Origin of the sequence: Pseudoxanthomonas sp. J35, from assembly GCF_000513995.1 — a bacterium.
Taxonomy (GTDB): domain Bacteria; phylum Pseudomonadota; class Gammaproteobacteria; order Xanthomonadales; family Xanthomonadaceae; genus Pseudoxanthomonas.
Window position 1 is genome coordinate 167,875 of record NZ_AZVB01000004.1, and the last position, 23,350, is coordinate 191,224.

Consider the following 23,350-nt stretch of genomic DNA (forward strand, 5'->3'; position numbering starts at 1 on the left):
GCCTCGATCACCCGTGCCACATCACCGTGGCATTCGGCGCACTTGCCCACCAGCAGTAAGTCGCCACCCTTGATGGTGCCGCTGAAATTGGTGATCGTGGTCTCAAAACGGCAGTGGCCACACCAGACGTTGGACAGCAGTCGCTGGCGGATGTCGGCAGGGATGGACTCCCAGCGCTGGCGGGCTGGCTTGGTGAAAGTGGGCAGTGATTCGATGGTCATAGTTCAGCGGACCCAGCGACGGGCGTCCTTCAAGAGCAGTAGCAATTGCTGATCGCGCAGCGGTGACGCGATGAACCCGAACCGCGTGTAGAACCTCGCCGCTTCTTCATCGAGGGGATGGGTCAGCATGGCGCGGATGCCGGCCTGCTCGGCAATCAGCATCGTGCGGCGAATCGCATCCTGCAGCAAACCGAAGCCGATGCCTCGCCCCTGATCCGCTACCGAGACAGCGAGCCGCGCCAGAATCACAACTGGCAATGGGTACTGCCCCATCCCCTTGCGAATGCGCTCCGGCGCCTCCAGCGTGTCGACCTGGCCCACGGTCAGGCTGAAGTAGCCCGCTACGCGGCCATCGTCCTCGGCAACGACAAAGGTCTTGGCCGAGCCACTGCCCTGCGCCTGGCGAGCGTGACGCAACAGCCAGTCATTCAGCGCGGGCTTGCCGCAATCAAAACCCTCCAGCAGATGCTGCGCGGCCAGAGGCTCCGGTGCGCGCAGCGTCACTTCGTGTCCCAGGGCGCCTTACGGGCAAACAGGTCGCGCAAACCCTCGTTGGTCTGTTCGGGGCGATCCAGCAGATCCATCAGGGCCTGGTACTGGCTGCCCGAGACCATGAACAATCGTTGGTCGAGCAGGGTCTGCTCGGCGGCCAGGCAGGCGCTGTCGAGAATGAAGTCGGTCAGCGACTTGTGGGCCACTTCGGCGGCACGGCGCAGCACCGCCTCCTGTTCGGGGGTAGCGCGCAGCCCGAGTCGGGCGGAGCGGGCAGAAGGCGACGATGCAACGGCAGTCATGGCAGCACCTCTTTTGTTAGATCAACTGCCGCAATGTTAGTACAAATGACGCACGCTGTCTAGTTGCACTGGTGACCGGTCGCCTTGGCTGACGATGAACCAGCGCGCGTAAATTGTTGATTTTGCAAGAGACAGAGCTGCGCCTACCCGCAGGCAAAACGGAGAATAGAGACGGCTCTGGCAGAGAAAGTGGCCGATTTCGGGCGTTTCGGCTGATGGCCACCCGTAGCACGGATGGCCGGAACCCCGCATGGCGCGGGGATTTCAGGCAAGAAAAAGGGCCCGGAGATTATCCGAGCCCTTCAATTTGGTGGCGGAACACGGAACCGAACCCCCGTCCGCAATCCGAGCCAGATAGTAACGCCTCGGCCTTGAGGGCGCGGATTCGATGATTTGGCCACTTCGATTCCTTGCATGGGCATAATCTCTGGCGCATGATGTCATCATTTTGATGATGTGATATGCCTGCCGATGAGCAATCGAACTTCCGTTTCCAGCCGTTCAGTCCTCCGCCTTGGATGAGGAGCCTTCGGTGACTCAACCCCAGCGCGTCGAGAGCTTGAGCCGCGCCCAGCGCGAGCGGCTGGCCTACATCGACTTCCGGCTCTACTTCTTCGGCGAGATCGGTCGCCCGGATCTGATTGAGCGCTTCGGCGTGGCTCCGGCCGGGGCGACACGCGACTTGGCGCTGTACCGGGAAATCGCGCCGCAGAACATCACCTTTGACGGCAGCAACAAGATCTACCGCATCGGACAGACGTTCTCTCCGCTGTTCGAACACGCACCGCAGCGCGTGCTGTCGGCGCTGGCTCTGGGCTTCGGCGATGGCGTGAACGGCGCATCCCAATCGCTGCTGCCGTGCGAGTCGCCAACCGCCCTGAGCAACCCCACGATGGAAGTGCTGGCTCCGGTCTGCCGGGCGATACACGCCAAGCGGCCCGTCGCCATCCGCTACCACTCGATGAGCAGCGGCGAGTCCGAACGGGTCATCGTGCCCTTTGCACTGGTGGATACCGGCCTGCGCTGGCACGTCCGGGCCTTTGATCGCAAGAGCGGAGAGTTCCGGGACTTCGTCGTCACCCGCATCGAAGCGCCGACCCTGCTCGACGAGGAGCCACAGCCCAACGAGCGCCCGGACAACGACATCCAGTGGACGCGCATCGTCGAGCTGGAGCTGGTTCCCCATCCGCGCCTGGCCCGTCCAGACATCATCCGGATGGACTACGGCATGAAGGAAGGCTCGCTCAAGCTGCGCGTTCGCGCCGCCGTCGCGGGCTACATGCTGCTGCGCTGGAGCGTGGACTGCTCGCCTGACCACCGCCTCAAGGAAGAACAGTACCGCCTGGCCTTAAGCGATCCGCTGGCGCTGTACGGCGTCGAGAACGCCAAGCTCGCGCCGGGCTATCAAGCCCCGGCAGCAAAGACATCACGCAAAGGATAAGAACACGATGGCACAGAACGACACCAGCAAGAACGGCAACGGAGGCAACCTCGGCTTCGAGGCCGAGCTGTTCAAGGCCGCCGACAAGCTGCGCGGCAACATGGAGCCTTCCGACTACAAGCACGTCGCGCTTGGGCTCATCTTCCTGAAATACATCTCCGACGCTTTCGAGGCCAAGCACAAAGCGCTGCTGGCAGAAGATGCGCAGGCCGCCGAGGACAAGGACGAGTACCTTGCCGACAACGTGTTCTGGGTGCCGAAGGAGGCGCGCTGGTCGCATCTTCAGGCCAACGCCAAGCGGCCCGAGATCGGCACCCTGATCGATGACGCCATGCGCGCCATCGAGAAAGACAACGAGTCGCTCAAGGGCGTGCTGCCCAAGGACTACGCCCGCCCCGCGCTCAACAAGGTGATGCTGGGTGAGTTGATCGACCTGATCTCCGGCATTGCGCTGGGCGCAGAAGGCGACAGGTCGAAGGACATTCTCGGGCGCGTGTACGAGTATTTCCTGGGCCAGTTCGCCGGAGCCGAAGGCAAGCGCGGCGGCGAGTTCTACACGCCGCGCTCGGTGGTGCGCGTGCTGGTGGAAATGCTCGAACCGTACTCAGGCCGCGTCTACGACCCGTGCTGCGGCTCGGGCGGGATGTTCGTGCAATCGGAAAAGTTCGTGCAGGAGCACGGCGGGCGCATCGGCGACATCGCCATTTACGGGCAGGAGAGCAACTACACCACCTGGCGGCTATGCAAGATGAATCTGGCTGTGCGCGGCATCGACGCCGACATCCGCTGGAACAACGAGGGCAGCTTCCACAAAGACGAACTGCGCGACCTCAAGGCCGACTACATCCTCGCCAATCCGCCCTTCAACATCTCCGACTGGGGCGGCGAGCGCCTGCGCGAAGACGTGCGCTGGAAGTTCGGTGCGCCGCCCGTGGGCAACGCCAACTACGCGTGGCTCCAGCACATCTATCACCACCTCGCACCCAACGGCACGGCGGGCGTGGTGCTGGCCAACGGCTCGATGAGCTCCAACCAGTCCTGCGAGGGCGACATCCGCCGTGCCATGGTCGAGGCCGACGTGGTGGACTGCATGGTGGCGCTGCCCGGGCAGCTTTTTTACTCCACGCAGATTCCCGCCTGCCTGTGGTTTCTGGCGCGCAACAAGAACCCCGCGAATGGGAAAGCAGGCGGCCTGCGCGACCGGCGCGGCCAGGTGCTGTTCATCGACGCCCGTCAGATGGGCGTGCTGGTGGATCGCACCCGGCGCGAACTCACCGACGAGGAAATCCAGCGCATCGCCGACACCTACCACGCCTGGCGCGGGGAACCGGGCGCAGGCGCATACCAAGACGTGCCGGGTTTTTGCAAATCCGCCACGCTGGAGGACATCCGCAAACACGGCCACGTACTGACACCGGGCCGCTATGTGGGCGCGGCGCAGCGGGAGGACGACGGCGAACCCTTTGCAGAAAAGATGGCACGCCTCTCCGCCCGGTGGCGGCAGCAGCGCGAAGAAGCGGCCAGGCTGGATGCCGCGATTGAAGCCAACCTGAAGGAGCTGGGGTACGAATGAATCCTGTTTACGCAAATGATTTCGTCGACGGCTTGCCAGAGGGCTGGTGCATTCGACCTTTCGAAGATTTGGTCTATTTTCAAGAGGGCCCAGGGATTCGGAACTGGCAATATGTGGACGAAGGCATCCCGTTCGTAAATATAAGGTGCCTTGTAGACGGGCGACTTGATCGTGGCGCTATGAATCACGTTTCGAAGGATGAAGCTCTTGGTAAATATCGTCACTTTCTGCTAGACGTCGATGACTACGTCGTTTCTAGTTCCGGCACGCTTGGACGAATCGCCACAGTGCGGAAGTCGGATTTGCCGTGCATGCTGAATACCAGTGTCATTCGCATGCGGCCAAAGTCACCGCAGTTGAACCGCATTTACCTCAAGTATTTTCTGCTTTCGGAGTACTACCAAGCACAGGTACTTTCCTTTGCAACCGGAAGCGCCCAACTCAACTATGGGCCAATGCATCTTCGTCAGATGTTCATCGTTTGCCCACCTCTCTCCGAACAACGCGCCATCGCCCATATCCTCGGCACGTTGGACGACAAAATCGAACTCTTGCGCCGCCAGAACGAAACGCTGGAGGCCATGGCCCGCGCCTTGTTCAAGGCGTGGTTCGTGGACTTCGAGCCCGTGCGCGCCAAGATGGAAGGGCGCTGGCAGCGCGGCCAGTCACTCCCCGGACTGCCCGCCCACCTCTACGACCTCTTCCCCGACCGGCTCGTCGATTCGGAGTTGGGGGAGATTCCGGAGGGGTGGGGGGTTTGCAGTTTTTCTGATGTTGTTGAGATTATCGGGGGCGGCACGCCGAAAACCTCAGTCAGCGAGTACTGGGGCGGCGATATCCCTTGGTTTTCCGTTGTGGATACGCCAGTAGCAAGCGATGTTTTTGTTGTTCAAACGGAGAAGTCGGTTACTCAGGCCGGGTTGGAAAGAAGTTCGGCGCGATTGGTTTCTAAGGGCACAACGATCATTTCTGCCCGCGGTACCGTTGGAAACTTGGCCATCGCTGGGTGCGATATGACATTCAATCAGTCTTGCTACGCCCTCAAAGGAAAGAATGGCTCAGGTTGCTACGTTGTATTTTTGTCTGCCCAACGCATGGTCGAGCAGCTCAAAGCGATGGCGCATGGTTCTGTTTTCTCAACAATTACGCGGCAAACTTTCGACGCGGTGCGCACTGTATTGCCGCCGGAAAAAGTGCTCCAACAATTCGAAGAAAACTCTGCAAGCGTTTTCGATCGCATTCTTGGCAACGTCAACGAATCCCGCACCCTCGCCCAACTGCGCGACACCCTGCTGCCCAAGCTGATCTCCGGCGAGCTGCGCGTGCCGGATGCCGAGCGTATCGTCGGAGGCGCTGTATGACCTTGGATTGGTGCCCCGGCATCCGCGAGGCCTGCGGCCATTGGCGCGACGCGCCGATGTTGCAACAGACCTTCGAGGCAATGGAGCGCAATCTGGAGCAGAACAACGATGCGTGCATCGACTGCGCCAAGACCGTCGTCGAAGTGGTTTGTCGCGTGGTGGTGGAAAGTTTCCACACCCCGCAAGCCCCGCTCAAGCCGACCCAGGAGACGCCCTCGCTGTCGGACTGGCTGTCGGCAGCCATCCGCGCGCTCAGGCTGGGTGACATCCGCGACGAGAAGTTCAAGAAGCTGGTGTCCAGCCATCACAAGTTGGCCGACGCGCTGAACGACCTGCGCAACAAAGCTGGCCCCGCCAGCCACGGCAAGGACCCGTATCTGGAACGGCTGGCCGAGCACCACCGCCGTAGCGTGGTTCTGGCGGCAGATGCCATCGTGACCTTTCTTCACCAGGCCTATCTGGATGCGCAGCTCGACCCGATCAGCTCTCGCGAGCCGTGGGAGCGATTTGCAGATGACAACGTGCTGATCGACGCGCACGTGGGGCTGGCTGTGGACGCCGAGGACGGCGACTCACCAACTTTGCGCTTCCTGCTGCCGGGAGGCGATGAGCTACCCATCAACATCGAAGTCAGCCGACTGCTTTACCTGCTGGATCGGGACGCCTATGTGGAGGCGTTGAACGCTGCGCGCGGGGTGGCGGCTCCGGACGTGGAGCCCGTAGAAGAACAAGGAGAACCGTAATGGCATTTCTGTCGGAGGCCGCCGTGGAGCAAGCGCTGCTGGATCAGCTGCGCGCGCTCGATTACAGCATCGAACGCGAGGAGGACATCGGCCCCGATGGACACCGACCGGAGCGGGAGAGCCACGATGAAGTCGTGCTCAAGAAGCGGTTCGAGGACGCCGTTGCACGGCTGAACCCTCATCTGCCACTGGAGGCGCGTCAGGATGCCGTCCGGCGCGTGATGCAGTCCGAGCTGCCATCGTTGCTCGAAGAGAACCGCCGTCTCCACAAGCTGATGACGGAAGGCGTGGACGTCGAGTACTACGCGAACGACGGCACGCTGACAGCGGGCAAGGTCACGCTCATCGACTTCGAAAATCCTGAGCAGAACGACTGGTTGGCGGTGAGCCAGTTCGTGGTGATCAACGGTCAGAACAACCGGCGTCCCGATGTGGTGGTGTTCGTGAACGGGTTGCCGCTGGGCGTGATCGAGCTGAAGGCGCCGGGCAGCGCCGGGGCCCATCTCTTGGGCGCGTTCAATCAGCTGCAGACCTACAAGCAGCAGATCCCGCAGCTCTTCCACACCAACGCGCTGCTGGTCACGTCGGACGGTATAGCGGCCCGCGTGGGGTCGCTGTCGGCAGACCTCGAGCGCTTCATGCCATGGCGCACCACCGACGGCACGGCCATTGCCCCGAAGGGCGCGCCGGAACTCTCGACCCTGATCGAAGGCGTGTTCGAGCATCGCCGCCTGCTCGCTCTGCTGCGTGATTTCACGGTGTTTGCCGAAACCGGTTCCGGGCTGGCCAAGATCATCGCGGGCTACCACCAGTTCCACGCTGTGAAGAAGGCCGTGGAGCAAACCGTGCGCGCCTTGCCGCCCAAGCACGTTGCGCAAGAAGACCCGGCCGACTACGGCCTGCCGTCGGCCAAGACCCAGCGCCCTGGCGACCGGCGTGTGGGCGTGATCTGGCACACGCAAGGCTCGGGCAAAAGCCTGTTGATGGCCTTCTATGCCGGGCAACTGGTCAAGCACCCGGCGTTGGAAAACCCCACGCTGGTGGTGCTCACCGACCGTAACGACCTGGACGACCAGCTCTTCGCCACCTTTTCGATGTGCCGCGACTTGATCCGGCAGACGCCGGTGCAGGCCGAAGGACGTGATCACTTGAAGGAACTGCTCAACCGGGCGTCCGGAGGTGTGATTTTTACGACCTTGCAGAAGTTCGGCGAGATTGCGGAGCCGCTCACCACGCGCCGCAACGTCGTCGTCATCGCGGACGAGGCGCACCGCAGCCAATATGGCTTCAAGGCCAAGGTGGATGCCAAGACCGGCGAGATCTCCTACGGCTTCGCCAAATACATGCGAGACGCCCTGCCGAACGCATCCTTCATCGGCTTTACCGGCACGCCCATCGAGGCGGACGACGTCAACACGCCAGCGGTGTTCGGCCACTACATCGACATCTACGACATCAGCCGCGCTGTCGAGGATGGCGCAACCGTGCCGATTTATTACGAGTCGCGGCTGGCGCGTATCGAGCTCGACGAGGAAGAGAAGCCGAAGATCGACGCCGAGGTCAACGAATTGACTGAAGGAGACGAAGAGGCCGAGCAGGAACGCTTCAAGAAAAAATGGGCAACGGTCGAAGCGCTGGTTGGCAGCGACAAGCGCTTGGCCCTGGTGGCCAAGGACATGGTTGCCCACTTCGAGGATCGCGTGGCAGCCCTCGACGGCAAGGCGATGGTGGTGTGTATGAGCCGCCGCATCTGCGTCAAACTCTACGATGAGATCGTCAAGCTGCGCCCGGACTGGCACAGCACCGATGACAACGCGGGCGTGGTCAAGATCGTGATGACCGGCGCGGCAAGCGACCCGCAGGAGTGGCAGCAGCACATTGGCAACAAGGCCCGGCGCGATCTGCTGGCCAAGCGTGCCCGCGATCCCAAAGACCCGCTCAAGCTGGTGATCGTGCGGGATATGTGGCTGACCGGCTTTGACGCGCCGTGTATGCACACGATGTACGTGGACAAGCCGATGCAGGGCCACGGCCTGATGCAGGCGATTGCGCGGGTGAACCGCGTGTTCCGCGACAAGCCTGCCGGGCTGATCGTCGACTACATCGGCATTGCGCAAAACCTGAAAAGTGCACTGGCCCAATACTCGCCGCGCGACCGTGAAAACACCGGCATCGACGAGCGTGAGGCCATCGCGGTGATGATGGAGAAGTACGAGGTCGTGCGCGACATGTTTCACGGCTACGACTACGTCTCCGCGATGAGCGGCACGCCGCAGGAGCGCCTGGCGATGATGGCGGGAGCCATCGAGTGGATTCTCGACCTGCAACAGAAGCTGGCAGCGCAAGAGAAGACCAAGGAAGGCAAGAAGAACGCTCACCGTCGATATCAGGACGCCGTGCTGGCGCTGTCCAAGGCCTTCGCCCTGGCGTCCGCCTCTGACGAGGCCCGCCAAATCCGGGAGGAAGTCGGCTTCTTCCAGGCGATCCGCGCAGCGCTGGTGAAGAGCAGTACCGGCTCCGGAGTGACCCAGCAAGAGCGTGAGCTGGCCATCCAGCAGATTGTCAGCCGTGCGGTGATCTCGACCGAGATCGTAGACATCCTGGCCGCTGCGGGCATCAAGAGTCCGGACATCTCCATCCTTTCGGACGAATTCCTCGCCGAAGTTCAGCAGATGGAGAAGAAGAACCTTGCGTTGGAAGCCTTGCGCAAGCTGATCAACGACGGCATTTGCTCACGCAGCAAGGCCAACGTGGTGCAGACCAAAGCTTTCTCGGAGCGATTGGAGGACGCGGTGGCGCGCTACCACGCCAACGCCATCACCACCGCCGAGGTGCTGCAGGAGCTGATCCAGCTGGCCAAGGACATCCGTGCGGCGCGTCAGCGGGGCGAAGAGTCTGGGCTGTCAGATGAGGAGATCGCCTTCTACGATGCCCTGGCCGAGAACGAGAGCGCGGTGCAGGTCATGGGGGATGACAAGCTGCGCGTGATTGCCCACGAGCTGCTGGTGAGCTTGCGCGAAAACGTGTCGGTGGACTGGGCCCACCGTGACTCTGCCCGTGCTCGGATGCGGGTGCTGGTGAAGCGCATCCTTCGCAAGTATGGCTACCCGCCTGATCTCCAAGACACGGCAGTTCAAACGGTGCTGCAACAGGCTGAGGCGTTGTCGTCGGGGTGGTCGGTGTCGCATCGCGGAACACCCTGATCAGCACCTGCAAGAGGCGTCAGTTCACTGAAACAAGAAAAGAGGAAAGCCGAGAGATAGAAGGAGGTGCCGTAAGCCTGGTCTTCGTCGAGAGGCTGGGAAAGCCTGCTTCGATCTCGTCGAACTTGGTGGTCAGGTAATGGCGGTAGAGGGCGTCAACTTCGTCGCGGGTCATCGACTGTAGGTTCCGGTCGACTTGCTGCAGGAACGCGGCCATATGGGCTTCCCACAGCGCCAAGCGTCGGCGCGCCTCTCGGAGGTCGCCGGTGCGCAGGCTTCGGGTTAGTTCAGGCCGTCCCCAATGGGCGCGGATGCGCGAGGGGACGACGATGCGAGAAGTATCGATCTGACCGCGTCGCTGTAGCACTTTCTGGTCACTCTCTGTAGCAATCGAGCTAAAGGGAGCGAAAGTGCTAGATTTTCCAATGACGTCAAACGCTTGCGACGCATTGGTGGCTATGGGTGGACTCGAACCACCGACCCCAGCATTATGAGTGCTGTGCTCTAACCGGCTGAGCTACATAGCCACGCGGTGAACCGCGAATTTTTCACTTTCCGGGGCGGGCTGTCAATGCACCCCCGCTTGTGGCCCCGACGGGGCCATGGCAGAGTCGGACCCAGTTGATCTTTCTGGAGTCCGCATCGTGATCGATCCGGACGGATACAGGCCGAATGTGGGCATCGTCCTCATGCGCACGGACGGCCAAGTGTTCTGGGCACGTCGGGTGCGCCGGGACGGCTGGCAGTTCCCGCAGGGCGGGATGCGCAGCGACGAGACCCCGACCGAGGCCATGTACCGCGAGTTGCACGAGGAAACCGGGCTGCTCCCCGAGCACGTGGAAATGCTCGGGGCAACCCCCGGCTGGCTGCGCTACCGCCTGCCCAGCCGGGCCATCCGCAGGGGCGGGCCCGGCCCGGTCTGCATCGGCCAGAAGCAGGTCTGGTTCCTGCTGCGCCTGGTCGGGGACGAGTCGCTGGTGCGCTTCGACGCCTCCGAGACCCCGGAGTTCGACCACTGGCGCTGGGTCGACTTCTGGTACCCGGTGGAGCACGTGGTCACCTTCAAGCGCGGGGTCTATGCCCGGGCGCTGCGCCACCTGGCGCCGCTGGCCGAGAAGGCCGGCGCGACCGTGCGGCAGATGCCCGCGGCGGCGCTGGAGGCCTGGATGCCCGGCGCCGCGGCCGGCCACGACCGGCCGCGGCGCCGTACGCGCGGGCCGCGGGGCCAGCGTTCATCGGCCTGAACGGGGCGGCTGAACCGGCCAGAACCCGGGGGTTCGATGCGAGCCCCTCGCAATTGACAGCGATTCTCATCCCTGTTTGAATGGCGCCGTTCCCCGAAGGTAGCCAGAACGTGTACGTCTGCCTCTGCAACGGTGTCACCGACCGCCACATCCGCGAAGCCGTCGAAAAGGGCTGCGGGAGCGTCGGGGAGCTGACCATGCGCACCGGCCTGGGCGCCAACTGCGGTTCCTGCCTGGGGATGGCCGCCGAGATGGTCGAGCAGATGCGCGCCGAGCTGCCGTTGCCGGTCCTGGCCGCAGCCGCCTGACCGCGCGTCGCCGGCGCGCCAATTGATCACGATTCGCGTTCCCTCGCCGCTTCGCGCGGCGCGCTAGAGTGCGCCCGTTCCCCCCGCGACACGGAGCTGCGGCCATGAAAGGCGACGTCAAGGTCATCGAATACCTCAACAGGGCGCTCTACAACGAGCTGACCGCGATCAACCAGTACTTCCTGCACGCCAAGATGCTGAAGAACTGGGGCCTCAAGGAACTGGCCGAGCACGAGTACAAGGAATCGATCGACGAGATGCGCCACGCTGACTGGCTGTCCGAGCGCATCCTGTTCCTCGAAGGCCTGCCGAACTTCCAGGCGCTGGGCAAGCTGCGTATCGGCGAAGGTCCGCGCGAGCTGCTGGAATGCGACCTGGCTTTGGAGATGGACGGCCTCCCGCTGCTGCGCGAGGCGATCGCCTACTGCGAGTCGGTGGGCGACTTCGTCAGCCGCCAGCTATTCGCCAAGATCCTCGACAACGAGGAAGAGCACGTCGACTGGCTGGAGACCCAGCTGGACCTGATCGGCCGGATCGGCGAGCAGAACTACTTGTTGAGCAAGCTCGAGGACTGAGCCACGGCCGCCTGCGCCTGGGTGGCCGACAGCCAACCCTGCAGGGCCACCCGCGCGCGCGCGAACTCGGCGATCAGCAGGGCCACGGCCACCGCCGGCCGCTCCAGGGTGCCGGAGCGGGCGCCAAGTTCGATCTTCTTGGCCGCCGCCGACAGCGCCAGTGCGCCGACATTGGCGCTGGACGACTTCAGCGCGTGCGCGGCTTCGCGCATCACTTCCAGGTCCGGGATCGCCGAGGCCTGCTCGAGCAGGCGGATCAGGCGCGGCGCGTCCTCCAGGAACAGGTTGACGATCGACAGCGCCTCGTCGCCGGCGATCTCGCGCAGCTCGTCGAGCATCTCCGGTTCCAGCACCGGCGGCGGAGGCGGCTGCGTGGTCGGCGCGTCCTGCGGTGCGTGTTCGACGACGGGCGCGGTTGCGGCCGGCGCGGCCGTGGCGGCGGGAGTGGTGGCGTGCATATCGGCAACCGGGTTCGCGCTGGAAGGCGGCGGGGTGGGTGCAGTGACGCTGGGCTGCGGCGCAGGCGCAACCTGGGCGGCCGGAACGGCCGGGGCGGCCGGAACCGGAGCAGTCGCGGGTGCTGCCGGGGCAGCGGCAGGCGCGGGAGCCGGCGCGGACGCATGCGCAGGTTCGGACGCGCGCGCGCTGCGCTCCGGGGCGCTGCGCAGCCAGCGGCGCAGGCAGGCGTCCAGCTGGTCGCGGGCGACCGGCTTGGACAGGTAGTCGTCCATGCCCGCGTCCAGGCAGCGCTGGCGGTCGCCGGCCATGGCGTTGGCGGTCATGGCCACGATCGGCAGGCGGTGGCCGGGGCCCTGGCCGGCCTCGATCTCGCGCCAGCGGCGCGTCGCCGAATAGCCGTCCAGCACCGGCATCTGGCAGTCCATCAGGACCAGGTCGTAGACGCCGCTGGCCATGTGCGAGAGCGCGACCTCGCCGTTGGGCGCGGTGTCGCAGTCGTAGCCCAGCACCGACAGCAGCTTCTGCGCGACCAGCAGGTTGACCGGGTTGTCCTCCACCAGCAGCAGGCGCGCCGGCATGCCGGCGGGCGCCGGTTCCGGGTTCGGCGGGGTCGGATCGGGTCCGCTCGGCAGTTCGCCGGTGGCGGCGGGGGTGATCGTCTCGACCCTGGCCGGCGCGGCCGCCTCGACCGGTGCCGGCTGCGGATCCAGCAGGGCCGTGCGCAGGTCCGCGTCCGGCACCTGCCGCGGCAGGATGGTGGTCCCTTCGCGCAGCTCGTCCGGGATCTCCTCCTCGCCATACAGCCAGACCAGGCGGATGCCGGCGTTGGCCGGGGTGCGCAGCAGCGCGCGATGCAGGGCGCGCGCGCTGTGGCGCAGGCCGTCGTAGTCGGCCAGTACCGCGACGAAGCCCTCGGTCTGGCCCGGCGACGGCGGCTGGCGCAGGCGCTCCAGCGCTTCCTGGGTGGTCTCGACGATGCTGACGGTGACGCCCCAGTTGGGCAGCAGCAGGGCGATGCGCTGGCGCAGGCGCAGGTTCGGGGTGATCGCCAGCACCCGCCGCGCGTCGTACGCGGTCTGGCGGATCTGCACGTCGCCGATCACCTTCAGCAGCGGGATCTCGAACCAGAACGTGGCGCCCTGGCCGGGCTCGGACTGCACGCCAATGCGCCCGCCCATCAGGTCGACGATGCGCTTGCAGATCGCCAGGCCCAGGCCGGTGCCGCCGTACAGGCGGGTGGTGGAGGCGTCGGCCTGGGTGAAGGCGCGGAACAGGCGTGCCTGCTGCGCATGGCCGATGCCGATGCCGGTGTCGCGCACCTCGAAGCGCAGCAGGTGCTGCGCCGGGGTCTCGCCCAGCCGGCGCACGGCCAGGTGCACGCCGCCGCGCTCGGTGAACTTCACCGCGTTGCCGAGCAGGTTGGTCAGCACCTGGCGCAGGCGCACCGGGTCGCCGCGCACCGGCAGGCGCACGTTCGAATCGATCTGCAGGTCCAGGCGCAGGCCCTTGCCCTCGGCCGGGCGCTGCATCAGCTGCAGCACGCCTTCCAGCAGCTCGCGCAGGTTGAAGCTGGTGATCTCCAGCTCGAGGCGGTTCGCCTCCAGCTTGGAGTAGTCGAGGATGTCGTCGACGATGCGCAGCAGCTGCTGCGAGGACTCGTGCGCGGTGCGCAGCATCTCGCGCTGGTCCGGCGCCAGGTTGCCGCGCGCGATCAGGTCCAGCATCGGGATGATGCCGTTGAGCGGCGTGCGGATCTCGTGGCTCATCGTGGCCAGGAACTCGCCCTTGGCCAGCGCCGCCGACTCGGCCGCGCGCTTGGCCTGCAGCAGCTGCTGCTCGAGCTGGTCGTGGCGGTTGACGTCGCGCTGCAGCAGGTTGCACTCGTCCTCGGCCGCGGCGGCGCGGGCCAGGGCCTCGTTGAGGTCGCGTGCCAGCGCGCCGGCCGACAGCAGCGAGACCAGCGCCAGCGCCAGCGTGGCCAGGGCCAGGCCGCCGGCCACCCGCCACCACGACGCGTCGGCGTTGCCGGTCAGGACAAGGCCGATGGCGACCACCGTGCAGGCGCCCGCCATCGCGGTCAGCACGGGCCAGATGCGGCGCAAACCCGGTGCAGCCATCACAGCACCGCGTTCTTGAAGTCGAAGTCCAGTTCCGAACCGACCGAACTGACGAGGTTGCCCTGGATGTAGTCGATGCCGCCCATCCACATCGCGGCGGCCGCCTGCGGATCCTCGATCTGCTGGCCGATCACCTGCAGGCCCAGGCGGTGGGCCTGGTCGATGACGCCGCGCAGTTCGTCGCGCAGCTGCGGGTCGTTATGGGCGGCGGCAAAGCGCGAGGACATGCGCACGTAGCCCAGCGGCAGCTGGTTGAGCAGGGCCTCGGCCTCGGCGCCGGGCTCGAACTGGCTCAGGCAGAACTGCACGCCGGCGGCCATCAGCCGGCGGCAGAACTCGCCCAGGGTCACGCTGTGGATCAGCGCGTCGCCCAGGCGCAGGTCGATCACCACCGAGGTGCCGTCGATGCCGCGGTCGGCGATGGCCTGCAGCAGCCAGCCGGCGAAGGCCTCGCGGGCCAGCGTGCGCGGCGACTGCGAGACGAACAGGCGCAGCGGGCTGCCGGCGGCGTTGCGCTCGGCGATCATCTCCAGCGCGTGGTCCATGATCTGCTGGTCGAAGTCGGCGATGCGGCCGCTGGCCTCGGCCGCGGGCACCACCTGGCCGGCCGACAGCAGGCTGCCGTCGGGCCGGCGCAGGCGCAGCAGCACCTGGTACTGCGCCTGCTCGTTGCCGGCCACCGCCACGATCGGCTGGTAGGCCAGTTCCAGCTGGCCTTCGAGCAGGGCCATGCGCTCCTGCGCCTCGGCGTCGCTGGGCGGCTGGTAGGCGGCGATGCCCTCGCTGCTCAGGCGCGCCTGCAGGGCGCTGCGTTCGGTCGCCTCCAGGGCGCTGCCGGCGTCGTCGAAGCCGGTCGACAGCGCGGCGTAGCCGACCGAGCTGCGCAGCTGCACCTGCTCGTCGTCGCGCACCAGGAAACCGCGCGCCGACAGTCCGCCGCGCAGGTCGCGCGCGATCCGGTCCAGGTTGGCCTCGTCCTCGTCGGGCAGCAGGGCCAGGAAGCTGTTGTCGTTGAGTCGCGCCAGCGGCGCCGGCGCGACGATCCGCGCCAGGGCGATGCCGGCCTGCGCCATCAGCCGCTCGAACGCGGCGTAGCCGTAGCGCTCGCGCAGGCCCAGCGCGCTGGCCACCTCGATGAAGAACAGGCCGCCATGCGCCTTCGCCGCCAGCGCCGCGTCGACCTGCTGCAGCAGCCAGCCGCGGGTGGCCAGGCCGGTGTCCGGATGCTTGCGCAGCATGCCGCCGTGCGGCGTCGACTGGCGCAGCTGCGCGCGGGTGCGCTGGATGCGGTTGGACACCGCCGCGATCAGGTGGCGCGGGCGGATCGGCTTGGTCAGGAAATCGTCGGCGCCGCTCTCGAGTACCTCGAACTGGCGCTCCGGATCCGGGTCACCGGTGAGGAACACGATCGGCAGCAGCTGGAACTCAGGCTGCTGGCGGATGAGCGTGGTCAGGCGCATGCCGTCCAGGCCGGGCATGTGCAGGTCCATCAGGATCAGGTCCGGGTCGAAGCGGCCGATCGCCTCGATGACGCCGTCCGGCTGCAGCTGCACTTCGGCCTGCATGCCGGCGCCGTGCAGCACGCTCTGCGCGAACAGGGCCTGGGTGCGGTCGTCCTCGACGATGAGGATGCGGTAGGGCGAATCGGCCAGGCCGGACTGGCGCGCGGCGGTGCCGGCCTCGGTGCCCGGGCGCACCAGGGTTGGCGCGGGGGCGGGGGCAGCGGCGGGCGCCGGGGCCGGGGCGATGGCGGGCGCGGCGGCTTCGACGACCGGCGAGGCGGCGGGCGCGGGCGCGGCTTCCGGCGCTGGGGCGGGTTCGGGCACGACGACTTCCAGGTGCGGCGCCGCCGGCGGGGCGGGCGCCTCCCGGGCGTCGGACACCCAGCGCCTCCAGTAATGCGGCGGCGGGGTCTCGGCGCGCATTCGCTGGCGGGCAGCCGCGTCCTCCGGCGCCGGAGCGGGTTCTCGAACGGCCATCAGATTTCCCCCTGCTGGGACCGCATTATGTGAACAAGAGCACTCATTCGAACAAGTCCGCTCCCCGGCCGGCTCATGCCGCCGGTCTGGTGAACAGGCGCCGCACCCCGCGGGCTAACATCCGCCAGACCCACCACACCAGCAGTGCGCCGAGCAGGCTCGTGCCGAGCACCAGCACCAGGGCCAGCCACGGATGGGCGATGGCCAGGGCCAGGCCGCCGACCACGACCGTGTCCTCGGCCGCCGAGGCGACCCAGTTGCTGGCCGGTTCCGGCGAGGTGTTCAGCAGCGCCCGCGTGCCGCTCTTCAGGCCGTGGCTGGCCAGCGCCACGCCGGCGCCAGCCGCCAGCGCGCCGGCGCCCAGCTGGCCGTCCGGCGACAGCGCGGCCGCCGCGAGGAAGGCGCCGGCCGGGATCCGCGCCAGGGTCTGCAGCAGGTCCCATACCGAATCCACGCCGGGGATCTTGTCGGCGAAGAACTCGGCCAGCGCCAGCAGGCCCGAGCTCCCCAGCACCCACCACGAGGTCGTCGGTTCCAGTGCCGGCGGCAGGTCGACCCAGCCCAGCAGGCCGGCCAGGCCCACGCCGAACACGGTCAGGTAGGCACGGATGCCCGCCATCCATGCCAGCAGGATGCCGATCACGTAGATGTGGGCGTCGGTCATGGCGGATCTCCCTGGGGCCTGCGGGCGTTTTCCCGGTCCGCGCAGGCGCTGCGCTAGACTGCCCCGTCCGCCCCGGAGTATAGGCAGAAAACGGGCCGCGCCCGACCCCGCGATGAGCGAACCGCTTCCCCGATTCCAGGTAGTGCCCCGCCGTCCCGGCCTGCCGCCACGTGGCTGGCTGGTCGCCATCGGCGTCGCATGGCTGCTGACCCTGGCCGGCACGTGGATGCTGGCGACCTGGCTCGCCGAGCCGGGCCTGGGCGATACCCGCGCGAAGCTGCGCGCGGCCGAGCGCACCGTGGCCCAGCAGAAGCGCCAGATCGACGAACTGGACCAGCGCCTGGTGACCCTGGCGCGATCGGACCAGATCAGCCGCGCCGCCAACACCGAACTGCAGTCCTCGCTGGCCGAGCGCGACGAGGAGATCTCCGCGCTGCGCGCCGACGTGGCCTTCTACGAGCGCCTGGTGGGCTCGACCTCCCAGCGCAAGGGCCTGAACGTCCACTCGATCGACTTCTCGCCGACCGAGGCCGGGACCTGGAACTACCGCGCGGTGCTGACCCAGAACCTGAACCGCGGGGCGATCAGCCAGGGCCAGATGCGCTTCGCGGTGGAGGGCGTGCGCGCCGGCAAGCTGGCCACGATCGGCTGGGACGAGCTGCACAACCGCGCCGACACCCCCGGACAGGACTATTCCTTCCGCTATTTCCAGGAATTGACGGGCAACGTGATGTTGCCCAAGGATTTCACCCCGCAACGTGTGCGAATCTCGCTGCGTGGCGGCGCCGGCAGCGTCGAGCAGACCTTCGACTGGAAACCCGCGGGGAGCGGAGGGGGAACCTGAACATGTTCAAGAGCAAGTCGACCCAGCGCGACGGCTTCGCCATCGACACCCTGATCGGCCCGGACGTGGTCATCCGCGGCGACCTGGAATTCAGCGGCGGGCTCTACGTGGAAGGCCGGATCGTCGGCAAGGTTTCCGCCATCGAGGGCAAGGCCGCCAGCCTGCTGCTGGCCGAGCAGGGCAGCATCGAGGGCGAGATCAGCGCCCCGGTGGTGATCATCAACGGCACCATGACCGGCGACGTCCACGCCGCCGAGCGCATCGAGCTGGCGCAGAAGGCCCGGGTCGAGGGCAACGTCCACTACACCGTGGTGGAGATGAGCGCCGGCGCGCAGCTGACCGGCCGCCTGGTCCACGCCGGGTCCGGCCAGGGCAAGGTCGTCCCGCTGGCCGAGTCCGGCGCCACCCCGATCACCGCCGCCAAGGCCGCCAAGGCTTGATCCCGGGCCGCTTCGGCCCCATCTTGGCGGGATGGAAATCCTCCCCAGCTACCAGCAGCTCGAACAGCCGCTGCGCTTCAGCCATGCCGCCGCCAGCAAGGTGCGCGAACTGATCGCCGAGGAAGGCAACGCCGACCTCAAGCTCCGCGTGTACATCCAGGGAGGCGGGTGTTCCGGCTTCCAGTACGGCTTCGAGTTCGACGAGAACCAGGCCGAGGACGACATGGCGGTGAACACCGACGGCGTCACCCTGCTGGTCGACCCGCTCAGCCTGCAGTACCTGATGGGCGCGGAGGTCGACTACAGCGAAGGCCTCAGCGGCGCCCAGTTCGTGATCCGCAACCCGAACGCCAAGACCACCTGCGGCTGCGGCAGCAGCTTCAGCGTCTGACCCGGGGCGTCGCGATGTCCCCGCTCGGCGGCCTCGCCGGCTACGCGTTCGCGCAACCGTCCCTGGACCGCGCCGATCCGCTGCGCGGCGACGCCGGGGCCCTGCGCGCGCTGTGGCCGGCGGCGCGGCTGCTGGTGCTCGACGCCGAAGGCCGCGCCCCCGCCGATGCCGCCGGCGGCCCGCTGCCGGTGCTCGGCGCCGAGGTCGGCGGCGGCCCGGGCACGGCGATCTTCCTCGGCCGCGCCGGCGGGCAGGCCTGGTTCGCCATCGACGCCGCCACCCTGCCGGCGCTGGACGCGCCGCAGTGGATCGACCTGCGCCGCGCCGCCGCGCAATGGCCGGCGGACATCGCCAGCGCCTTCGCCTACGCCCGCGGCATGCTGTACTGGCAGGCCCGCTGCCGCTTCTGCGGGGTGTGCGGCGGCCAGGTCGCGTTCGACCGCGGCGGCTTCGTCGGCCACTGCGCGCAGTGCGGCACCGACCACTACCCCCGGGTCGACCCGGCGGTCATCGCCGCGGTCAGCGATGGCGAACGCCTGCTGCTCGGCCGCCAGTCCGGCTGGCCGCCGCGGCGCTGGTCGGTGCTGGCCGGCTTCGTCGAACCCGGCGAGGCGCCGGAGCAGACCGTGGTCCGCGAGGTCCACGAGGAAACCCGGGTACGTGTGCGCGCCTGCCGCTACCTGGCCGCGCAGCCGTGGCCGTTCCCCGGCGCGCTGATGCTGGGTTACGAGGCGCTGGCCGAACCGGACCTGCCGCAGGTCGACGGCGAGCTGGAAGAGGCGCGCTGGTTCACCCGCGAGGAGATCGGCGCGGCCCTGCAGCGCGACGGTTCGGAAGCCGAAGGCATCCTGCTGGCGCCGCCGATCTCGATCGCCCGCTCGCTGATCGAGCACTGGTACCGCCACGGTCCCCTGATCACGCAGGCTTAGCGTCGGGCGCCCGCCGCCCGGGCTAGAATCGCCGGCGGGAGGATCCCCTTCGATGTTCACAACGCTGGTCGCCGTCATCGCCGCGCTGGTGCTGGGCCACGTCGCGCCCGCGCCGGTCGCCTCCCTGCGCCGCTTCCACTGGTACACCCGTTGGCTGGAATGGCTGGGCGTGCAGGCCGGGGACGGCGGCTTCTGGCGCGGCCGCTACGGCATCGTGCTGGCGCTGCTGCCGCCGGTGCTGCTGGTGGCGCTGGTGCAGCTGGCCCTGTCCGGCCGCTGGCTGGGCCTGGTGAGCCTGGTGTTCGGCGTGCTGATGCTGGCCTGGACCTGGGGGCCGCGCGACCTGGACACCGACGTCGAGTCGGTACTCGACGCCCACGACCTGGACACCCGCCGCGCGCGCCTGGCGCAGCTGGCGCCGGCCCCGGACACGGTGATGGCCGAAGGCCCGGCGCTGCCGGGCAACGTCATGCGCAGCGCGCTGCGGCGCTGGTTCGCTCCGCTGTTCTGGTTCCTGCTGCTGGGGCCCGCCGGGTCGCTGCTGTACCGCCTGGTCGAACGCGCCGCGATCGCCAATCCCGGAGTGCTGCCAGAAGAAAACGCGGCCGGCACCCGGGTGCTGCTGCAGTGGCTGGAATGGCCGGTGGCGCAGCTGATGACCCTGGCGCTGGCGCTGGCCGGCAACTTCGACCTGGTGTTCCGCGCCTGGCGTGGCGCCGGCGGCGACCGCTGGCAGCCGGAGAGCCTGTTCCTGGAGGCCGTCGGCCGCGCCGCGGTGAGCGGCGAGCTGGCCGAGGAAGCGGAGGACTACCTGCGCGAGGGCCGGACGTTGCCGGCGGGCGGCGAGCTGCTCGAGCTGCGCGATGCGATGAGCCTGGTCTGGCGCATGCTGCTGTTGTGGCTGGCCCTGCTGGCGCTGCTGGTCATCGCCGGCTGGGTGAGCTGATTCCGGCCGGGGCGCTTGCACAGGCGACCGGTGCTGGTCGCTCCAGGGCCTTCGACGCGATAGCGGTCCTGCCGCCGGCATGGACGCGTGCTCGGTCCGTGGGCCACGAAGGCCCGTCACCACATGCCAGCAGCCTTGCCGCCGCGCCGGTCTTTCAGCCCGGCGCCAGCAGGGTGAACGGGAACCACGGCAGGTTGCGGGCGATCCAGTAGGCCGGCAGCACCACCAGCCACAGCTTCGGCTCCATCACCACCGTCATCAGCGGCCGCAGCACGCGCGGCTGCCAGCCCTGGCCCCACGCCGCCATCAGCGGCATCAGCGGCAGCATCAGCATCGCCAGCGGGTTCATCGCGAAGGCGCCGGCGATGTCGCCGTGGACCAGCGCGTGCAGGGCGCGGGTCAGGCCGCAGCCGATGCAGAACAGGCCGGTGAACTGGCGGAACATGCAGGGCGGGAACGGGCTTCCCGCCGCGTTGGGATCGAACGTGCGCAGCAGCCACACGCCGGCGCCGGCCGCGATCGCGGCCGACACCAGCGCCAGTGCCCACAGCGCACGCCGTGCAGCCATCGTTCGGTTACTGCGCCTGCTGCATCTGCTCGATCCACTGCTGGTACCCGGCCATGCCGCCGCTGGTGTACATGTAGATGTTCAGCAGCAGGCCGATGATGGCCAGGGCGGTGGCGACCCAGCACCAGGTCTTGGCGTTGGCCGAGGCGCGGCGCGCGCCGTCGATGTCGCCCGCGGCCAGCAGGCCGTTGACCTTGGCCGCGAACACGATGGCGACGATGCCGACCAGGCCCAGCGGGCAGCACAGGCAGGTGGCCAGCACGGTCGAGATGATCGCCCACGCCAGGTGGTTGGGGACCGGTCCGTAGGCCTGGGCGGTGTTCGGCGTGGGGGGCGGGACGTAGCTCATTGCATTGCCTCCTGCGGACGTGTGTTGGATGCGGTGGGTGCTTCGGCTGCGACGACGCCGGCGGGCGGACGCCGCCGGAGGTGCCTTGCTACGGGCCCGTTCCCGTGCCCTGCGGTCCCCCCCGGACCGTTCGCCGCAAGCCTAACCGACCGGCCGTCGGCGGCAAAGCTGCAGCGCGGCGCCTCAGGCCGCGTCGCCGCGCAGCGCGCGCACCTGCGCTTCCAGGTCCGCGGCGGTGACGCCCTCGCCGGGGATCGGTGGCGCCGCGACCACCTCCACCCGTGCCCGGAACCGGCGCGGCACGCGCATCCGCCCCAGGCGCGAATCGCGCCGGCTCCACATGCTCGCCCACATCCCGCGCAGCGCCATCGGCACCACCGGCACCGGTCGCCCGGCCTCCGCGGCGCGTTCGAGGATCTTCTCCACGCCCGACTTGAACGGGGCGATCCCGCCGTCCTGGGTCAGCGCGCCCTCGGGGAAGATGCACACCAGCTCGCCCTCGGCCAGCGCCGCGTCGATCTCGTCGAAGGCGCGCTGCATCAGCGCCGGGTCTTCGCGCGCGCCGGCGATGGGGATCGCGCGGGCGGTGCGGAATATCCAGCGCATCACCGGGATGTTGAAGATCCGGTAGTACATGACGAAGCGCACCGGCCGCGGGATGCTCGCTGCCAGGATCAGCGCGTCCATGTAGCTGACGTGGTTGCACACCAGCAGCGCCGCGCCCTCGTCCGGCACGTTCTTCTCGATGCCGTGCAGGCGCAGCCGGTACAGCGCGCGCACCATCACCCAGCTGAGGAAGCGCATCAGGAACTCGGGCACGATGCTGAAGATCCAGATCGCGACCAGGGCGTTGGCGATGGCCAGGGCCAGGAACAGCTGGGTGCTGCTGAGCCCCAGGACCTGCTGGGCGACCAGCACGGCCACTGCGGCCAGGACGATGAAGCCGGAGTTCTGGATGTTGACCGCGGCGAACACGCGCGACATCCGCGACGACGGCGTGCGGCTCTGGATCAGCGCGAACAGTGGCACCACGAAGAAGCCGGTGAACACGCCGATGCCGAGCAGGTCGACGATGATCCGCGCGCTGCCGGGCTGCTGCAGGAAGCCGGCCAGGTCGAGGCCGCCGACCGGCGCCGGCCCGGGGCGGGCGAAGTACAGGTCCAGCAGGAACGCGGTCATGCCGAACGCGCCCAGCGGCACCAGGCCGATCTCCACGGTGCGCGCGGACAGCTTCTCGCACAGCAGCGAGCCGGTGCCGGTGCCGATCGAGAACAGCGCCAGCGCGCCGATGTAGAGCACCGCCGAATCGGAACGGCTGCCCAGGTGCACCTCGGCGTAGGCCGGCAGCTGCGAGGTCAGCACCGTGCCGAAGAACCAGAACCAGGACACGCCGAGGATGGCGTTGCGCACCGCCAGCTGTTCGCGCGCCATGCGCAGCACCGCCAGCGATTCGGGCAGCGGGTTCCAGCGCACGCGCAGCTGCGGGTCGCCGGCGTCGATCCGCGGGATCAGCCGCGCGCACAGGTTGCCCGCCACCGCCAGCAGGACGATGGCCGTGGCGGCGATGGCCGGGCCGTGCGCGCCGGCCAGCTCGAAGATCAGCACGCCGCTGATCATGCCGCACAGGATCGAGATCGAGGTGCCCATCTCGACCAGGCCGTTGCCGCCGGTCAGTTCCTCCGGCTTGAGGATCGCCGGCAGCACCGAGTACTTCACCGGGCCGAACAGGGTCGACTGCACGCCGGTGAGGAACAGCGCCACCAGCAGCACCGGCATGGCCTGCAGCAGGAAACCGACCGCCGCCAGCGACATGATCCCGATCTCCATCGTCGTGGTGATCACGATCAGGCGCTGCTTCTCCAGCTTCTCGGCGACCTGCCCGGCGATGGCCGAGAACAGGAAGTAGGGCAGGATGAAGATCGCCGGGGCGAGCACCGCGTACAGCGAGCGCTCTTCCGTGCTGACCCCGAGGAAGAACAGCAGGCCGATGATCGCCTGCCGGTAGATGTTGTCGTTGAACGCGCCCAGCGCCTGCACGACGAAGTAGGGCAGGAAGCGGCGCTGGGTCAGCAGCGAGAACTGGCTGTAACCGGACATGCACGTCTCCGCGGGGCTGCGCGGAGCCTAGCAGACGGCCGGCGGCCGCCGCCCGGGCCCGCGGTCACCCCCGCAACGGTCCGTTGCGGCCGGCCCGCGCCCGG

Annotated in this window: 22 protein-coding genes and 1 tRNA gene; 13 read left to right on the forward strand and 10 right to left on the reverse strand. The window is 67.6% G+C overall.

Annotation, left to right across the window (positions count from 1 at the left end):
* Positions 1-224 precede the first annotated feature (224 nt).
* Positions 225-725, reverse strand: coding sequence for a GNAT family N-acetyltransferase (locus PSEJ35_RS0105065; RefSeq protein ID WP_028916850.1), 501 nt, complete (start codon positions 723-725; stop codon positions 225-227).
* Positions 722-1,015 carry a DUF1778 domain-containing protein gene (locus tag PSEJ35_RS0105070; RefSeq protein ID WP_028916851.1) on the reverse strand — a complete coding sequence of 98 codons (294 nt, stop codon included), beginning with the start codon at positions 1,013-1,015 and terminating at the stop codon, positions 722-724. Before PSEJ35_RS0105070 ends, PSEJ35_RS0105065 begins: the two co-directional genes overlap by 4 nt.
* 532 nt (positions 1,016-1,547) lie before the next feature.
* Between PSEJ35_RS0105070 and PSEJ35_RS0105075 the strand changes: the two genes are divergently transcribed.
* From PSEJ35_RS0105075 to PSEJ35_RS0105095, 5 genes are read left to right on the forward strand one after another with little or no spacing between them, the layout of a single operon-like run.
* The gene (locus PSEJ35_RS0105075) at positions 1,548-2,456 is read left to right on the forward strand and encodes a WYL domain-containing protein (RefSeq protein WP_198014147.1); all 909 of its coding nucleotides are present in this window, start codon (positions 1,548-1,550) and stop codon (positions 2,454-2,456) included.
* Positions 2,457-2,463: 7 nt separating this feature from the next.
* Complete coding sequence (locus PSEJ35_RS0105080; protein ID WP_028916853.1) at positions 2,464-4,029, forward strand: class I SAM-dependent DNA methyltransferase; 1,566 nt, start codon at positions 2,464-2,466, stop codon at positions 4,027-4,029.
* Positions 4,026-5,390, forward strand: a complete 1,365-nt coding sequence (locus PSEJ35_RS15435; protein ID WP_084635435.1) for a restriction endonuclease subunit S — start codon at positions 4,026-4,028, stop codon at positions 5,388-5,390. Before PSEJ35_RS0105080 ends, PSEJ35_RS15435 begins: the two co-directional genes overlap by 4 nt.
* Entirely contained in the window at positions 5,387-6,133 is a 747-nt protein-coding gene (locus PSEJ35_RS0105090) for an abortive infection family protein (RefSeq protein ID WP_028916854.1), read from the forward strand. The genes PSEJ35_RS15435 and PSEJ35_RS0105090 overlap by 4 nt, the downstream gene beginning before the upstream one ends.
* Positions 6,133-9,336 carry a type I restriction endonuclease subunit R gene (locus PSEJ35_RS0105095; protein ID WP_028916855.1) on the forward strand — a complete coding sequence of 1,068 codons (3,204 nt, stop codon included), beginning with the start codon at positions 6,133-6,135 and terminating at the stop codon, positions 9,334-9,336. Before PSEJ35_RS0105090 ends, PSEJ35_RS0105095 begins: the two co-directional genes overlap by 1 nt.
* A gap of 19 nt (positions 9,337-9,355) precedes the next feature.
* On the opposite strand, the gene PSEJ35_RS17840 is transcribed toward PSEJ35_RS0105095, so the two are convergent.
* Positions 9,356-9,703, reverse strand: a complete 348-nt coding sequence (locus tag PSEJ35_RS17840; RefSeq protein ID WP_343122511.1) for a DUF6538 domain-containing protein — start codon at positions 9,701-9,703, stop codon at positions 9,356-9,358.
* Positions 9,704-9,786: 83 nt separating this feature from the next.
* Positions 9,787-9,863: transfer RNA gene (locus tag PSEJ35_RS0105105), tRNA-Met, on the reverse strand.
* 117 nt (positions 9,864-9,980) lie between these two features.
* Here PSEJ35_RS0105105 and PSEJ35_RS0105110 point away from each other — a divergent pair.
* The 3 genes from PSEJ35_RS0105110 (at position 9,981) to bfr (ending at position 11,463) form a co-directional block, all read left to right on the forward strand.
* The gene (locus PSEJ35_RS0105110) at positions 9,981-10,580 is read left to right on the forward strand and encodes an RNA pyrophosphohydrolase (RefSeq protein WP_028916857.1); all 600 of its coding nucleotides are present in this window, start codon (positions 9,981-9,983) and stop codon (positions 10,578-10,580) included.
* A gap of 110 nt (positions 10,581-10,690) precedes the next feature.
* Positions 10,691-10,888 carry a (2Fe-2S)-binding protein gene (locus PSEJ35_RS0105115; RefSeq protein ID WP_028916858.1) on the forward strand — a complete coding sequence of 66 codons (198 nt, stop codon included), beginning with the start codon at positions 10,691-10,693 and terminating at the stop codon, positions 10,886-10,888.
* A 104-nt stretch (positions 10,889-10,992) separates the two neighbouring features.
* Complete coding sequence (gene bfr / locus PSEJ35_RS0105120) at positions 10,993-11,463, forward strand: bacterioferritin (protein ID WP_028916859.1); 471 nt, start codon at positions 10,993-10,995, stop codon at positions 11,461-11,463.
* On the opposite strand, the gene PSEJ35_RS0105125 is transcribed toward bfr, so the two are convergent.
* From PSEJ35_RS0105125 to PSEJ35_RS0105135, 3 genes are all read right to left on the reverse strand, one after another.
* Positions 11,436-14,039: a hybrid sensor histidine kinase/response regulator gene (locus tag PSEJ35_RS0105125; protein WP_051412505.1), complete on the reverse strand. Its 2,604-nt coding sequence runs from the start codon at positions 14,037-14,039 to the stop codon at positions 11,436-11,438. The two genes, bfr and PSEJ35_RS0105125, sit on opposite strands and share 28 nt — an antisense overlap.
* Complete coding sequence (locus tag PSEJ35_RS0105130; protein ID WP_028916861.1) at positions 14,039-16,018, reverse strand: EAL domain-containing response regulator; 1,980 nt, start codon at positions 16,016-16,018, stop codon at positions 14,039-14,041. The genes PSEJ35_RS0105125 and PSEJ35_RS0105130 overlap by 1 nt, the downstream gene beginning before the upstream one ends.
* A gap of 73 nt (positions 16,019-16,091) precedes the next feature.
* Positions 16,092-16,682 carry a DUF4126 domain-containing protein gene (locus tag PSEJ35_RS0105135; RefSeq protein WP_028916862.1) on the reverse strand — a complete coding sequence of 197 codons (591 nt, stop codon included), beginning with the start codon at positions 16,680-16,682 and terminating at the stop codon, positions 16,092-16,094.
* A gap of 112 nt (positions 16,683-16,794) precedes the next feature.
* Between PSEJ35_RS0105135 and PSEJ35_RS0105140 the strand changes: the two genes are divergently transcribed.
* From PSEJ35_RS0105140 to PSEJ35_RS0105160, 5 genes are read left to right on the forward strand one after another with little or no spacing between them, the layout of a single operon-like run.
* Positions 16,795-17,526 carry a DUF6776 family protein gene (locus tag PSEJ35_RS0105140; RefSeq protein WP_028916863.1) on the forward strand — a complete coding sequence of 244 codons (732 nt, stop codon included), beginning with the start codon at positions 16,795-16,797 and terminating at the stop codon, positions 17,524-17,526.
* Between the two features lie 2 nt (positions 17,527-17,528).
* The gene (locus PSEJ35_RS0105145; RefSeq protein ID WP_028916864.1) at positions 17,529-17,966 is read left to right on the forward strand and encodes a polymer-forming cytoskeletal protein; all 438 of its coding nucleotides are present in this window, start codon (positions 17,529-17,531) and stop codon (positions 17,964-17,966) included.
* Between the two features lie 31 nt (positions 17,967-17,997).
* Positions 17,998-18,357 carry an iron-sulfur cluster insertion protein ErpA gene (erpA, locus tag PSEJ35_RS0105150; protein WP_028916865.1) on the forward strand — a complete coding sequence of 120 codons (360 nt, stop codon included), beginning with the start codon at positions 17,998-18,000 and terminating at the stop codon, positions 18,355-18,357.
* 14 nt (positions 18,358-18,371) lie between these two features.
* Positions 18,372-19,286, forward strand: a complete 915-nt coding sequence (nudC, locus tag PSEJ35_RS0105155) for an NAD(+) diphosphatase (RefSeq protein WP_028916866.1) — start codon at positions 18,372-18,374, stop codon at positions 19,284-19,286.
* A gap of 52 nt (positions 19,287-19,338) precedes the next feature.
* Entirely contained in the window at positions 19,339-20,232 is an 894-nt protein-coding gene (locus tag PSEJ35_RS0105160) for a cobalamin biosynthesis protein (protein ID WP_028916867.1), read from the forward strand.
* Positions 20,233-20,386: 154 nt separating this feature from the next.
* On the opposite strand, the gene PSEJ35_RS0105165 is transcribed toward PSEJ35_RS0105160, so the two are convergent.
* The 3 genes from PSEJ35_RS0105165 to PSEJ35_RS0105175 all read right to left on the reverse strand — a co-directional run bounded on the left by PSEJ35_RS0105165 (position 20,387) and on the right by PSEJ35_RS0105175 (position 23,246).
* Entirely contained in the window at positions 20,387-20,800 is a 414-nt protein-coding gene (locus PSEJ35_RS0105165) for a DUF2752 domain-containing protein (RefSeq protein ID WP_028916868.1), read from the reverse strand.
* 7 nt (positions 20,801-20,807) lie between these two features.
* On the reverse strand, positions 20,808-21,149 hold the full coding sequence (locus tag PSEJ35_RS0105170) for a CD225/dispanin family protein (RefSeq protein ID WP_028916869.1): 342 nt from the start codon (positions 21,147-21,149) through the stop codon (positions 20,808-20,810).
* A gap of 183 nt (positions 21,150-21,332) precedes the next feature.
* Positions 21,333-23,246 carry an MFS transporter gene (locus PSEJ35_RS0105175; protein WP_028916870.1) on the reverse strand — a complete coding sequence of 638 codons (1,914 nt, stop codon included), beginning with the start codon at positions 23,244-23,246 and terminating at the stop codon, positions 21,333-21,335.
* Positions 23,247-23,350 lie beyond the last annotated feature (104 nt).